Source organism: Halomonas sp. DP8Y7-3 (genome assembly GCF_019801675.1).
Taxonomy (GTDB): domain Bacteria; phylum Pseudomonadota; class Gammaproteobacteria; order Pseudomonadales; family Halomonadaceae; genus Halomonas; species Halomonas litopenaei_A.
On record NZ_JAHVIO010000018.1, the window covers coordinates 116860 to 130542 of the forward strand.

Consider the following 13683-nt stretch of genomic DNA (forward strand, 5'->3'; position numbering starts at 1 on the left):
GAGTAACGGCAGTCGCGCCGCGCGGTCGGGCATCACTCTGTCTACACATGCGAGGATTCGCCTATATGGCACGCGAAGACCATATTGAAATGGAAGGCGTGGTCGTCGACACGCTTCCCAACACCATGTTCCGGGTCGAGCTGGAAAACGGCCACGTGGTCACCGCCCACATCTCGGGCAAGATGCGCAAGAACTACATCCGCATCCTGACCGGGGACAAGGTCAAGGTCGAGTTGACTCCCTATGACCTGTCCAAGGGTCGCATCGTATACCGTTCTCGTTGAGATCGGCCGGCGTCAGCGCTTTGCGTAGACGCCACTTGCCGGTATCGCGCCCGTCGGGCGTGCCCGCCTCGCCGGCAAGCGCAGCTCCCTGATATTCGGGTCAATGCCCATCGGCATTCGGCCCCTATCGCCCAGTGCTGGAGCACACCTGACACTGGTGCGGATAACTCCGGAGCCTGGCGCAAAAGCCGCCTGCTGCGCAGCCCACCCCTGCCACGATTTACGTAGCAGGGTGGCGCTTGGCGTCCGGAACTCGCCTGCGTTTTTCACACCCTGCCGCCTTGCTGCCCGGTCCCGTGGGCAAGCGAGCCAGCAGGCGATACCTACAAGAACGCCCTGTCATAAGACAGGGCGTCATCTCTTGCGTCAGCGGTGTCCTCAAGACTCGCTGCGGCCTAAACCAGAGAGCTCAGTCAGGGCGCATCGGCCAGCTCCACATCGGTGGAGAGATGCAACTCGCCACTTTCGAGGCTGACATGGACAACACCCCCGTGCTCAGCCAGATCTCCAAACAAGATCATCTCGGCCAAGGGCTTCTTCAGCTTCTCCTGAATCAACCTTGCCATCGGGCGAGCTCCCATGTCCGGGTCATAGCCCATGGTCGCAAGCCAATCTCTCGCCTCGTCATCGACTTCCAGCTGAACACGCTTCTCGTCTAGCTGAGCCTGCAGTTCCACCAGGAACTTGTCGACCACGTTGCGCACCACCGGCTTGGGCAACGCCGAGAACTGGATAATGCCGTCCAGGCGATTGCGGAATTCCGGTGTAAAGGTCTTGCGAATCGCCTCCATGGCATCGGTGGAGTGATCCTGGGTCTGGAAGCCGATGGAGCGGCGCGTCGCGATCTCCACACCCGCGTTGGATGTCATGATCAGGATGACATGACGGAAGTCCGCCTCGCGACCATTGTTGTCGGTAAGACGCCCGTGATCCATCACCTGCAGCAGCAGGTTGAACACTTCCGGGTGTGCCTTCTCGATTTCATCCAGCAGCAGCACACAATGGGGCTGTTTGGTCACTGCTTCTGTCAGCAGGCCGCCCTGGTCATACCCTACATAGCCAGGAGGTGCGCCGATAAGACGTGAAACGGTGTGCCGCTCCATGTACTCCGACATGTCGAAGCGCAGCAGCTCGACGCCCATGATGTGCGCCAGCTGGCGAGCCACCTCGGTCTTGCCCACCCCCGTCGGGCCAGCAAACAGGAAGCTGCCCACTGGCTTGTCAGGAGACTTGAGCCCAGCGCGAGAGAGCTTGATCGCCGCCGCCAGGCTATCGATGGCCTCATCCTGGCCGAACACCAGCATCTTGAGATCCCGATCCAGATTCTCCAGCAGCTTGCGATCGGAGCTGGACACGCTCTTCGGCGGAATTCGAGCAATCGATGCGACTACCGCCTCGACCTGATCCACATCGATGGTATCGACACGCATCTCGGGCGGCAGCAAGCGCTGGTGAGCGCCCGCTTCGTCAATGACATCGATGGCCTTATCCGGCAGGAAGCGGTCGTTGATGTAACGGTCGGCCAAGCGGGCCGCGCTGTCGAGCGCAGCGTCGGTGTACTTGAGCTGGTGATGCTCCTCGAAGCGCGAGCGCAAGCCCTTGAGGATCTTGATGGAGTCTTCCACCGAGGGAGCCAGGACGTCGACCTTCTGGAAACGACGCGCCAGCGCCCGGTCCTTCTCGAAGATACCGCGGAACTCCTGGAAGGTGGTCGAACCGATGCAGCGCAACTCGCCGGAAGACAGCAGAGGCTTGAGCAGGTTCGAGGCATCCATCACCCCGCCAGAGGCCGCCCCCGCGCCGATCACGGTATGAATCTCGTCGATGAACAGAATCGCGTTGGGCAACTTGCGCAATTCGGCCAGCAGGCTCTTCAGGCGCTTCTCGAAGTCACCGCGATACTTGGTACCCGCCAGCAGGGCGCCCATATCGAGGGAGTACACGACGGCATCCCCGATCACGTCGGGAACGTCCTCCTCGACGATGCGCTTGGCCAGGCCCTCGGCGATGGCTGTCTTGCCCACCCCGGCCTCGCCCACCAGCAGCGGATTGTTCTTGCGACGGCGTGCCAGAATCTGCACCACACGCTCAAGCTCGTGGTCGCGGCCGATCAGCGGATCGATCTTGCCCATACGCGCCTGTTCGTTGAGGTTGGTAGCAAACCCGGTCAACGGGTTGCCGCCGGCCTCGGTGCTGCCATCTTCAGCATCTTCTGCCTCCGGCGACGATGCCGCCGGGCTTTGACCGTGACCGATCACCTTCGAAATACCGTGAGCGATATAGTTGACGGCGTCGACACGGGCCACGTTCTGCTGTTTCAGGAAGTAGACCGCCTGGCTCTCCTGCTCGGAGAAGATGGCCACCAGCACGTTGGCGCCCGTCACTTCGCTCTTGCCTGAAGACTGCACATGGAAGACCGCACGCTGCAGGACACGCTGGAACCCGAGGGTCGGCTGCGTCTCGCGCTCGGTCTGGTCTTCCGGAATCAGCGGCGTCGTGGAATTGATAAAGTCCTGCAGGTCAGACCGCAGCTTGTCGAGGTTGGCCCCGCAGGCACGCAGCACGTCTGATGCTGACGCATTATCCAGAAGTGCCAGCAGCAGGTGCTCCACGGTCATGAACTCGTGGCGCTTGGAGCGCGCCACGGTGAAGGCCGTGTTCAGGGTCAGTTCAAGTTCTTTGCTCAGCATGGCAGTCCCCTTCTCGCCGCCTAGGGCTTGCGTCGGATCTTTTATGGTCCGGCACCATCAACATCGGGTACAAATGGCGCCGTTGCAAGTTCTTCGTCAACGAAGGACGCGTCTCCGTTAACGCATGTGCCGCCTCATGCGCCCACATCACAGGCAGATCAGCGATTCTCAGGATTCCACCTAGTCCGCCGCTTCTATATCGCTCAGCAGAGGATGCTGACACTCCCTGGCATACTCGTTGACCTGGTGACTCTTGGTCTCGGCAATGTCGTGGGTAAAGACGCCACAGGTGGCTTTGCCATGGCTGTGCACTGTCAGCATGATCTGCACGGCCGTCTCGCTATCCAGGTGAAAGAACGTCCTGAGAACCTCCACCACAAACTCCATGGGGGTGAAGTCGTCATTATGCAAGACAACCTTATACATGGGTGGCTTGGCTAACTCAGGATCGGCTTCCTGAGTGGCCAGGTCACCGTCGTCCTGTTCGTCGGGCTCTCCCGGCGGACGCGTCATTCCTGCCACCGGCATCTGGATCCAGAGCGGATCCTCGTCTCTTGCGTTGAACATAGGCCTCACACTGTCAATCGGGTGCCCGCGCTCACCCGCGTCGAGCATTGGACGTCTGGGGCGCGGTAGGGTTCCCTCTCATTATCGGGAATCCCGACGCGGCTTTCACCCTCTACGCGGACAAAATGCAAAAGGCCCTCGCCGGCGAGGGCGAGGGCCTTGTCTGTCAGCACTGACAACGAGCAGGACGGCTCGTCGCTCGGTGCAGTCGCTTACATGTTGTCAGCGACAGCCTGACCGAACTCAGAGCACTTGAACAGCGTGGCATTTTCCATCAGGCGGTGGAAGTCATAGGTGACTTCACCCTTGCTGATGGCTTTCTCCATGCCTTTCAGCACCAGATCAGCAGCCTCGACCCAGCCCATGTGACGCAGCATCATCTCGGCAGACAGGATCAGCGAGCCCGGGTTGACCTTGTCCTGGCCAGCGTACTTCGGCGCAGTACCGTGAGTCGCTTCGAACATGGCAGTGGTGTCGGAGATGTTGGCGCCCGGAGCAATACCGATGCCGCCGACTTCAGCCGCCAGAGCGTCGGACAGGTAGTCACCGTTCAGGTTCAGGGTCGCGATGACGTCATATTCGGCCGGACGCAGCAGGATCTGCTGCAGCATCGCGTCAGCGATCACGTCCTTGACCACGATGTCCTTGCCGGTCTTCGGGTTCTTGAAGGTCATCCAGGGGCCGCCATCGAGGAGCTCAGCGCCAAACTCTTCCTTGGCCAGCTCATAGCCCCAATCCTTGAAGGCGCCTTCGGTGAACTTCATGATGTTGCCCTTGTGCACCAGGGTCAGCGACTCGCGGTCGTTGTCGATGGTGTACTGCAGGGCCTGGCGCACGAGACGCTTGGTGCCTTCCTCGGACACCGGCTTGACGCCAATGCCGCAACCCTCGGGGAAGCGGATGTTGGTCACGCCCATTTCCTCGCGCAGGAACTTGATGACCTTGTCGGCCTCAGCGGTACCCGCCTTCCACTCGATACCGGCATAGATATCTTCAGAGTTCTCGCGGAAGATAACCATGTCGACGTCAGCGGGCTTCTTGACCGGGCTAGGCACGCCTTCGAACCAGCGCACCGGACGCTGGCAGACATACAGGTCCAGCTTCTGGCGCAGTGCGACGTTCAAGGAGCGGATACCACCGCCCACCGGCGTGGTCAGCGGGCCCTTGATGGAAACGATGTATTCCTTGACCGCTTCCAGGGTTTCTTCCGGCAGCCAGGTGTCCGCGTCATAGACGTGGGTGGCCTTCTCGCCGGCGTAGACTTCCATCCAGTGGATCTTGCGCTCGCCGTTGTAGGCCTTCTGCACAGCGGCGTCGATGGCGATCTTCATCGCCGGGGTGACGTCGACACCGATACCATCACCCTCGATGAACGGGATGATCGGGTTGTTCGGCACATTCAGGCTGTTGTCGGCGTTAGCGGTGATCTTTTCGCCGCCCTCAGGGACGACAATTTTCTGGAAACCCATTGAGAACTCCCCTGTCAGGTCTATTCAGTGGAGCGCGGAGTATAGCATTACCCCCAGCGCCCGGAGTAGGCTTTGTCGACAATCTTTGCAAATGACCGCACGAGCCCCGTCAGACGGGCCTCGTCAGGACTACCGAGCCAGCCCATGAGTCAACTCTACCTGCTGCACAAGCCCTACCGCGTGCTGTCCCAGTTCACCGATGAGCAGGGACGCGATACGCTGGCGTCGCTCATCGATGTACCCGACATCTACCCTGCCGGACGTCTCGACTACGACTCGGAGGGGCTTTTGTTGCTCAGCGACGACGGTGAGTTGATTCATCGTATCAGCCACCCCCGCCACAAGCAGCCCAAGACGTACCGTGTGCTGGTTGAAGGACAGCCGGATCAGCGCGCTCTGGACGCCCTTGCAAAAGGCGTCACGCTCAAGGACGGACCGACCCGACCTGCCAAGGTACGACGCCTTGTCCACAGCGGCCTGCCGGAGCGTGAACCACCTCTCGACCCGAAACGCCATCCTGATACCTGCTGGCTGGAGCTGACCATCAGCGAAGGGCGAAACCGCCAGGTGCGCAGAATGACAGCACACGTCGGGTACCCCACACTTAGACTTGTACGGGTGGCCATTGGCCCATGGAACCTGGACGGGCTGGCGCCGGGGCAATGGCAGCGTCAGACGCTGCATGCACCCAAGCGCCCGAGAACCGCATCCCCAGCGAGGAGACGCCGATAATGCGATGGACCCCTTATGTGACCGTGGCCACCGTGGTCGAACGCGCTGGGCGCTTCTTGATGGTGGAAGAGGACCATGGCGGCCCTCATACCCTGTTCAATCAGCCCGCAGGCCATCTGGAACCCGGTGAGCGCATTCGCGATGGCGCACTGCGTGAAGTCGCCGAGGAGACCGCCTGGCGGGTGGGTATCACCGACTATCTGGGCATGTACGTGTATCAGACCAAGGACGGCAAGGCGTTTCACAGCCACGCGTTTCTGGGCATGGCACTGGCCCACCTGGGTACCGAGCTTGACCGCGATATCCACGCCATCCACTGGCTGACCCTGGAAGAAATCGAAGCACTGGATCGGGACGGACGTCTACGCAGCCCTCTGGTGCTTAAACGTATCCGCGATGCCCTGGCTGGCAAGACCTTTCCCATGGACGTGCTCCACGAGCGGTGAGGCTTCGGTTGAGCGCCGCATTTCGTGTATAATCTTCGCCCCTGCACCACCACCCCGAGAGTTGTTATGTCAGCGTCCAACGGCAAAGTCATCGTCGGCATGTCCGGCGGAGTCGATTCCTCCGTTTCCGCACTGCGCCTGATCGAACAGGGATATCAGGTAGAAGGTCTGTTCATGAAGAACTGGGACGAGGACGACGGCACCGAATACTGCACCGCCATGGAGGATCTGGCGGACGCCCAGGCCGTGTGCGAAAAACTCGACATCCCCCTGCATACCGCCAATTTTGCCGCTGAATACTGGGACAATGTGTTCGAGCACTTCCTGGCAGAGTACAAGGCTGGCCGCACGCCGAATCCGGATATCCTGTGCAACCGCGAGATCAAGTTCAAGGTGTTCCTTGATTACGCAGAGATGCTGGGAGCCGAGATGATCGCCACCGGCCACTATGTCCGCCGCGGTGAGCGCGATGGCCGTCCTCGCCTGCTGAAGGGCCTGGATGGCAACAAGGACCAGAGCTATTTTCTGCACGCGGTGCCGGAAGCGGCCATCGCCCGCACGCTGTTCCCTGTGGGCGAGATCGAAAAGCCGGAAGTTCGTGCCATTGCCGAGCGCCACGGTCTGGTCACCGCCAGGAAGAAGGACTCCACGGGCATCTGCTTCATCGGCGAACGACGCTTCAGCGATTTCCTCAAGCAGTATCTTCCGGCTCAGCCCGGCCGCATCGAGACACCTGATGGTGACGACATCGGCGAACATATGGGACTGATGTACTACACCCTGGGACAGCGTCAGGGGCTCGGTATCGGCGGCCTCGCCAACTACTCCGAGGACCCCTGGTACGTGGCTGGCAAGGATCTGGAGCGTAATGTCCTGGTGGCCGTGCAAGGCAAGCATCACTCTCTGCTCTACACCGACAGCCTGGCCACTGAAGCCATGGACTGGGTAGCCGGTCACGCTCCCTGCCAGCAGGGTCGCTTCACTGCCAAGACGCGCTACCGTCAGGAGGACGTGCCCTGCACGCTGACCAGCATGGCAGACGGCGGTGTCGAGGTGTACTTCGATGAGCCTCAACGCGCCGTGACACCCGGCCAGTCACTGGTCATCTACGACGGAGATGTCTGCCTCGGTGGCGGCGTCATCCGACACACCTGGAACGCCAAGGAGCGCGCGGCATGACCGATTCGGTACCTATTCACCGCGCGCCGGAATCCCCGGCTGCCCGCCAGGCCATTGCCATGGCGGGCGTGTTCCAGGCGGCTCATCTGGTGGATGACCTTGCCCGCACCGGCCAAGTGGACAGTCGCGCCTGGGACACTCAGATCAACGCCACCCTGGTGACCAACCCTCCCACCTTCGAATCGATCTACGGTGGACACCCGAACAACCTGCGGCTGGGCCTGGAGACGCTGGACGGCGTCCTGGGTCGCCGGCAGGCCAATCCGGTTGTGATGCGCTACGGCTTCAGCCTGATGCTGCTGATGAACAAGCTGCGCAACCAGCCCGCCATGATGGATGAGCTCGGCGCTCACCTGACCCGCATTCAGGGCCAGGCCGAACACTTCGGCCCCACCCACGAAAACGTGGTGGCTAGCCTCGGCGAGGCCTACCAGCAGACCCTGTCGACCTTCAAGAACCGCATCGTGGTCCAGGGCGACCCCTCCCTGCTGCAGAGCCGAATGATGCCCGAGCGAGTGCGGGCGTGCCTGCTGTCCGGCATCCGCTTCGGCCTGCTGTGGCACCAGCAGGGCGGGCGACGCTGGAAGCTGGTCTTCCAGCGAGGCAGCCTCAAGCGTGCCCTGGACTCGCTATAACGATATCGCTTCGACACTCTACCCTGTACCTACCCCACCGGAACCACACCATGCAACTCTCCGCACTGACCGCCCTCTCCCCCGTCGACGGCCGCTACGGCAGCAAGGCCGAATCCCTACGCGAGCATTTCAGCGAATTTGGCCTGATTCGTGCCCGCGTCACCGTCGAGATCCGTTGGCTCGAGCGCCTCGCCGCTCACCCCCAGATCACCGAGGTGCCGGAATTGTCGGCCGCAGCCACCGCCTTCCTGGACGGCCTGGTAAAGAACTTCAGCGAAGCAGACGCTTCACGCATCAAGGACATCGAACGCACCACCAACCACGATGTGAAAGCGGTGGAGTACTGGATCAAGGAAGCGATCGCCGACAACGCAGAGCTGCATGCCGTCACCGAGTTCGTGCACTTCGCCTGCACCAGCGAGGACATCAACAACCTGTCCTACGGGGTAATGCTGCGCGATGGCCTGGACAGCCTGCTGCCCACCATGCGCCAGGTGGCCGACGAGGTTGCACGACTGGCAGCCGAGCACGCTGAAGTGCCGATGCTCTCGCGCACCCACGGCCAGACCGCCAGCCCCACGACGCTGGGCAAGGAAATGGCCAACGTGGCCTACCGTCTGCGTCGCCAGCTCAAGCAGATCGAAAGCGCCGAGGTGCTGGGCAAGATCAACGGTGCGGTCGGCAACTACAACGCCCACCTGGCGACCTACCCGGACATCGACTGGGAGGCCAATGCCCGCACCTTTGTCGAGGGCCTGGGTCTGACTTTCAACCCGTACACCACCCAGATCGAGCCTCACGACTATATCGCCGAGCTGTTCGATGCGGTCTGCCGATTCAACACCATCCTGATCGACTTCGACCGTGATGTCTGGGGCTACATCTCGCTGGGCTACTTCAAGCAGCGCACCGTGGCCGGTGAGATTGGCTCCTCTACCATGCCCCACAAGGTCAATCCGATCGACTTCGAGAATTCCGAAGGCAACCTGGGCCTGGCCAATGCCATTCTTGCTCACCTGGCCCAGAAACTGCCGATCTCCCGCTGGCAGCGGGACCTGACGGACTCCACCGTGCTGAGAAACCTCGGCGTCGGTCTGGCCTATGGCCTGATTGCCTACCAGGCGTCGCTCAAGGGCATCAGCAAGCTGGAAGCCAACCCCCAGCGCCTGGCAGAAGATCTCGACGCCAGCTGGGAAGTGCTGGCGGAGCCGATTCAGACCGTCATGCGTCGTTACGGCATTGAAAAGCCCTACGAAAAGCTCAAGGAACTGACCCGCGGCAAGCGCATCGATCAGGCCGGTTTCGCCGCCTTCATCGATGGCCTCGAGCTGCCGGAAGCCGTCAAGGCAGAGCTCAAGCAACTGACCCCAGGCAGCTACATCGGCAATGCCGTGGCACAGGCCCAGGCGCTGCCTCGCCACTGACCCGGCTGCGGCCTCACGCAGCGTCTGTTCGCGACGTTGCTGTGCTCGCGGCAGCTGTCAGACCCGTTCTCACCCCACCCTATGGTGGGGTGAGGCGTATTCAGTCCTTGCCCTTGCACTCATCACATGCTCGACTGCCCAGCGAGCCGCTTCTCACCATCATCAGGAATCATCATGTCAGCCGATACCCCTCTTACCCTGCTCGGCGGCCTGTCAGCCGCCGATTTTCTCCGGGACTACTGGCAGAAGGCGCCACTGCTGATTCGTGGCGCCTTCCCTGACTTCGACAACCCTCTGTCTCCCGATGAGTTGGCAGGACTTGCCTGTGAAGACAATGTCGAGGCGCGTCTGGTGGAAGAACAGGGCCCCGAGAGTGCCTGGCAGGTCAGCCACGGCCCCTTCGATGACAGCACCTTCGCACGCTTGCCGGAACAGGATTGGACCCTGCTGGTGCAGGCGGTCGACCACTACGTGCCGGACGTCGCGGCGTTGCTGGAAGAGTTTTCTTTCCTGCCACGCTGGAGACTGGACGACATCATGGTCAGCTATGCCCCTCCCGGCGGGAGCGTGGGGCCCCACGTCGACCAGTACGACGTGTTTCTTGTCCAGGGCAGTGGTCAACGGCATTGGCAGCTGGGGGGCAAGGTGGCGGACGATGCACCGATCATCAAGGGCATCGATCTACGCATCCTCGAGACATTCGACATCGACCCCGACCACGATTGGGTGCTGGAACCCGGTGATATGCTCTACCTGCCCCCGGGCTGGGCGCATCATGGCGTCAGCCAGTCGGATGACTGCATGACCTATTCCGTCGGCTTTCGAGCCCCGTCTGCCGATGAAGCGATCACCTCCTTTGCCGACTACCTGGGTGAGCAGCAGCCAGCGTCCAAGCGCTACAGCGATGCCGGCATGCCACCGTCCACGGATCCTGGAGAGCTCGACAGCGCCGCGCTGGAGCGCATGCGAGCGCTGATTCTCGACACCATTGACGACCCCGCTCAGCTGGCACAATGGTTTGGCCGGGTGATGACCCAGCCCAAGTATGTCGACCAGCTCGCCCCCAGCGACACGCCCACCCCTGAGGATGAGCTTGTCACTGCACTACAGGAAGGCGACATCCTGGTCACCGCGCCTGGCTCGCGCTTTGCCTGGCATGCCATCAGCGCCGACCGAGCAACCTTGTTCGCCGACGGCGACGGGATCGAATGCGATCTGGCGTTGGCGCAAGACATCGCAGGCCGTAACGAGTTCGATGCCAGCCTGCTGGATCACCCCGATGCCCCGCGGGTACTGGTCAAGCTGGTGGACGCCGGTAGCCTGGGCTGGCCTGTCACAGACGACGAATGGGACGAGGAGGAGGACCATGACTGAGGTCACCATACAGCACGGAGGCTGGGAGCAGCTTGGCGAGGCTGCCAGCGAGATTCGCCACCGCGTATTCGTTATCGAGCAGAACGTTCCCCTGGAGGAGGAATGGGACGGTCGAGACCCACAATGCCTGCATTTTCTGGCCATCCGCGGTGAGCAGCCGCTGGGTACTGCCCGATTGCTGCCGGACGGCCACATCGGTCGCGTCGCCGTCCTGGCCGAAGCCCGCGGACTCGGCGTTGGCGTTGCGCTGATGCGGGCAGCCATTGATGCCGCACGCGAACAACGCTTCAGCCAGGTCGAGCTCGCCGCCCAGACACAGGCGCTAGGCTTCTATGAAGCCCTTGGCTTTGTCGCGGAAGGCGAGGTCTTCCTCGATGCCGGAATACCGCATCGCAACATGACGCTAACGCTTGCCACCTGATCCCTTCCCCACCCTGATACCTCAGGAAATTCGACTACAGGAATACCTCGCAATGACGCATTCCTGTAGTCGGACTACAACGTTGTATTACCCCAAGTACCAATAGCAAACCCTCATGCTGCTGGGCCATAGTCTGTTCCATGGCGCGGACGAAGGGCCGCTACAGGAAGGTAACTCGCCTACTTTGTAGTCATCCTGATCCGCCGCGCCGAAACGGGACCACGGCTGCAGTATCGTTCACTGGCTGGGTCGAAAAATACGACTACACTTCGCAGATGCAGCATAAGGCGGACAGCACTTTTGCTGCATGGCACTGAATCAGCACGACACCGATGCCAGCACTGGGCAACGACAGGACTGGCAGAGAGAACAGAGGCAGTGTGCTGCATGTGGCACCGCGATAGTCGCTTCATCACAACATCAGGACGGCCAGACCATGACCTTTCGTGAAGAACTGAAGACACTGACCCAGCTTCGTGAAGCCCAACGCGGCAAGTGGGACAACATCGACCCGCATAGCGCTGCCCGCATGCGCGTGCAGAATCGCTTTCGCACCGGCCTCGATATCGCTCGCTACACCGCCGCCATCATGCGTGAAGACATGGCCGCCTATGATGCTGACAGCGCCAACTACACCCAGTCCCTGGGCTGCTGGCATGGCTTCATCGGCCAGCAGAAGCTGATCTCCATCAAGAAGCACTTCGGCACGACCAAGCGTCGTTACCTCTACCTGTCCGGCTGGATGGTCGCCGCCCTGCGCAGCGAATTCGGACCTCTGCCCGACCAGTCCATGCACGAAAAGACCAGCGTCGCCGCCCTCATCGAGGAGCTCTACACCTTCCTGCGTCAAGCGGACACCTGGGAGCTCAACCACCTCTTCCGGGCACTGGATGACGCCCAACAGGCCGGCGACGACGCCAAGGTCGAGGAGTTGACCCAGCAGATCGACAGCCACCAGACCCACGTGGTGCCGATCATCGCCGATATCGACGCCGGTTTCGGCAACGCCGAAGCGACCTACCTGCTGGCCAAGAAGATGATTGAAGCAGGCGCCTGCTGCATTCAGCTCGAGAACCAGGTGTCTGACGAGAAGCAGTGCGGACATCAGGACGGCAAGGTCACGGTGCCCCACGAGGACTTCATCGCCAAGATCAACGCCGTGCGCTACGCCTTCCTCGAACTGGGCGTCGATGATGGTGTCATCGTGGCCCGAACCGACTCTCTCGGTGCCGGTCTGACCCAGAAGATCGCAGTCACTCAGGAGCCTGGCGATCTTGGCGATCAGTACAACAGCTTCCTGGATGGCGATGAGATTGCCTCTGCCAGTGATATCGACAACGGCGACGTGGTCATCAAGCAGAACGGCAAACTGGTCAAGGTCAAGCGACTGGCGTCCGGCTTGTATCAGTTCAAGCCCGGCACCGGTGAAGACCGGGTCGTGCTGGACTGTATCACCAGCCTGCAAAACGGAGCCGACCTGCTGTGGATCGAGACCGAGAAACCCCACGTCGGGCAGATCGCCAGCATGGTCAACCGCATTCGCGAAGCGGTGCCCAATGCCAAGCTGGTCTACAACAATTCACCGTCCTTCAACTGGACGCTGAACTTCCGCCAGCAGGTCTTCGACGCCTGGGAGAGCGAAGGCAAGGATGTGTCTGCCTACGATCGCGCCGACCTGATGAATGCGCGCTACGACGAAACGGAGCTGGGTCAGCTGGCTGACGAGTGGACACGCAACTTCCAGCGTGATGCCTCCCGGGAAGCCGGTATCTTCCACCATCTCATCACGCTGCCGACGTACCACACAGCCGCGCTGTCCACCGACACGCTGGCCAAGGGCTACTTCGGTGACGAGGGGATGCTGGCCTACGTTGCCGGGGTGCAGCGTCGCGAAATTCGCGAGGGGATTGCCACCGTCAAGCATCAGGACATGGCCGGCTCCAACATTGGCGATGACCACAAGGAGTTCTTCCACGGTGATGCCGCACTCAAGGCTGGCGGCAAGGACAACACCATGAACCAGTTCGGCTAAAAAGCGGTAGATTGGGCTGCGGCGCCCCGGACTGCCAAGTGGCGGTTCGGGGCGCACTCGTCTGGGCGGACACACCGGCGGACGTGTCACCGGCGAACATTTTCAGTGCCCTTTCGTCTCCCTGCTGCTTGAGATGCGCTGCACAGAGCTCCTTGCATCAACATCTCCTTGCATCAACGCTAGCCAAGGACAGGCGCGCCAGCACACTCTTGTTGTCAGGAAAGCGCCAGCACTGCGACATTACCTTATCGACGGCGAGTCACCGCTGGGGCGCTGTCGGCCCAACAAGCGTCGGGAGTGGCCCGGTAAGCGGGAACCAAAAGCCTGTGATAGCTTCTAATGAGGCACTAGACTATTATCGAACAGCGTTTCGCAAGCCAAGGGCTACGCCATCATCCCGGGCAGAACGCCCTGCTGCGACGCAACTGCA

At 61.3% G+C, this 13683-nt stretch carries 12 protein-coding genes; 9 read left to right on the top strand and 3 right to left on the bottom strand.

Annotated elements, in window-relative coordinates; genetic code table 11:
- The first annotated feature begins 65 nt into the window (after nucleotides 1-65).
- Nucleotides 66-284 carry a translation initiation factor IF-1 gene (gene infA, locus KUV86_RS17190; protein WP_013332816.1) on the top strand — a complete coding sequence of 73 codons (219 nt, stop codon included), beginning with the start codon at nucleotides 66-68 and terminating at the stop codon, nucleotides 282-284.
- A gap of 413 nt (nucleotides 285-697) precedes the next feature.
- On the opposite strand, the gene clpA is transcribed toward infA, so the two are convergent.
- The 3 genes from clpA to icd all read right to left on the bottom strand — a co-directional run bounded on the left by clpA (nucleotide 698) and on the right by icd (nucleotide 5010).
- Nucleotides 698-2974 (bottom strand): ATP-dependent Clp protease ATP-binding subunit ClpA, encoded by a 2277-nt coding sequence (gene clpA / locus KUV86_RS17195; RefSeq protein WP_222485889.1) that lies wholly within the window; start codon nucleotides 2972-2974, stop codon nucleotides 698-700.
- A 180-nt stretch (nucleotides 2975-3154) separates the two neighbouring features.
- Nucleotides 3155-3502: an ATP-dependent Clp protease adapter ClpS gene (gene clpS, locus KUV86_RS17200; RefSeq protein WP_206944514.1), complete on the bottom strand. Its 348-nt coding sequence runs from the start codon at nucleotides 3500-3502 to the stop codon at nucleotides 3155-3157.
- 251 nt (nucleotides 3503-3753) lie between these two features.
- Nucleotides 3754-5010 (bottom strand): NADP-dependent isocitrate dehydrogenase, encoded by a 1257-nt coding sequence (gene icd / locus KUV86_RS17205; RefSeq protein ID WP_206944366.1) that lies wholly within the window; start codon nucleotides 5008-5010, stop codon nucleotides 3754-3756.
- Nucleotides 5011-5154: 144 nt separating this feature from the next.
- On the opposite strand from icd, the gene KUV86_RS17210 reads away from it, so the two are divergent.
- The 8 genes from KUV86_RS17210 to KUV86_RS17245 all read left to right on the top strand — a co-directional run bounded on the left by KUV86_RS17210 (nucleotide 5155) and on the right by KUV86_RS17245 (nucleotide 13253).
- Nucleotides 5155-5742, top strand: a complete 588-nt coding sequence (locus KUV86_RS17210; RefSeq protein WP_222164231.1) for a pseudouridine synthase — start codon at nucleotides 5155-5157, stop codon at nucleotides 5740-5742.
- On the top strand, nucleotides 5739-6188 hold the full coding sequence (locus tag KUV86_RS17215; RefSeq protein ID WP_206944515.1) for an NUDIX domain-containing protein: 450 nt from the start codon (nucleotides 5739-5741) through the stop codon (nucleotides 6186-6188). The genes KUV86_RS17210 and KUV86_RS17215 overlap by 4 nt, the downstream gene beginning before the upstream one ends.
- Nucleotides 6189-6254: 66 nt before the next feature.
- On the top strand, nucleotides 6255-7367 hold the full coding sequence (mnmA, locus tag KUV86_RS17220; RefSeq protein ID WP_206944370.1) for a tRNA 2-thiouridine(34) synthase MnmA: 1113 nt from the start codon (nucleotides 6255-6257) through the stop codon (nucleotides 7365-7367).
- Entirely contained in the window at nucleotides 7364-8002 is a 639-nt protein-coding gene (hflD, locus tag KUV86_RS17225; RefSeq protein ID WP_206944372.1) for a high frequency lysogenization protein HflD, read from the top strand. Before mnmA ends, hflD begins: the two co-directional genes overlap by 4 nt.
- A gap of 50 nt (nucleotides 8003-8052) precedes the next feature.
- Nucleotides 8053-9426, top strand: a complete 1374-nt coding sequence (gene purB, locus KUV86_RS17230) for an adenylosuccinate lyase (RefSeq protein WP_222164233.1) — start codon at nucleotides 8053-8055, stop codon at nucleotides 9424-9426.
- A 174-nt stretch (nucleotides 9427-9600) separates the two neighbouring features.
- On the top strand, nucleotides 9601-10800 hold the full coding sequence (locus tag KUV86_RS17235) for a cupin domain-containing protein (RefSeq protein ID WP_222485891.1): 1200 nt from the start codon (nucleotides 9601-9603) through the stop codon (nucleotides 10798-10800).
- Nucleotides 10793-11221, top strand: a complete 429-nt coding sequence (locus tag KUV86_RS17240) for a GNAT family N-acetyltransferase (protein WP_222485893.1) — start codon at nucleotides 10793-10795, stop codon at nucleotides 11219-11221. The genes KUV86_RS17235 and KUV86_RS17240 overlap by 8 nt, the downstream gene beginning before the upstream one ends.
- Before the next feature lie 436 nt (nucleotides 11222-11657).
- Nucleotides 11658-13253: an isocitrate lyase gene (locus KUV86_RS17245; RefSeq protein WP_206944379.1), complete on the top strand. Its 1596-nt coding sequence runs from the start codon at nucleotides 11658-11660 to the stop codon at nucleotides 13251-13253.
- The last annotated feature ends 430 nt before the right edge of the window (nucleotides 13254-13683 follow it).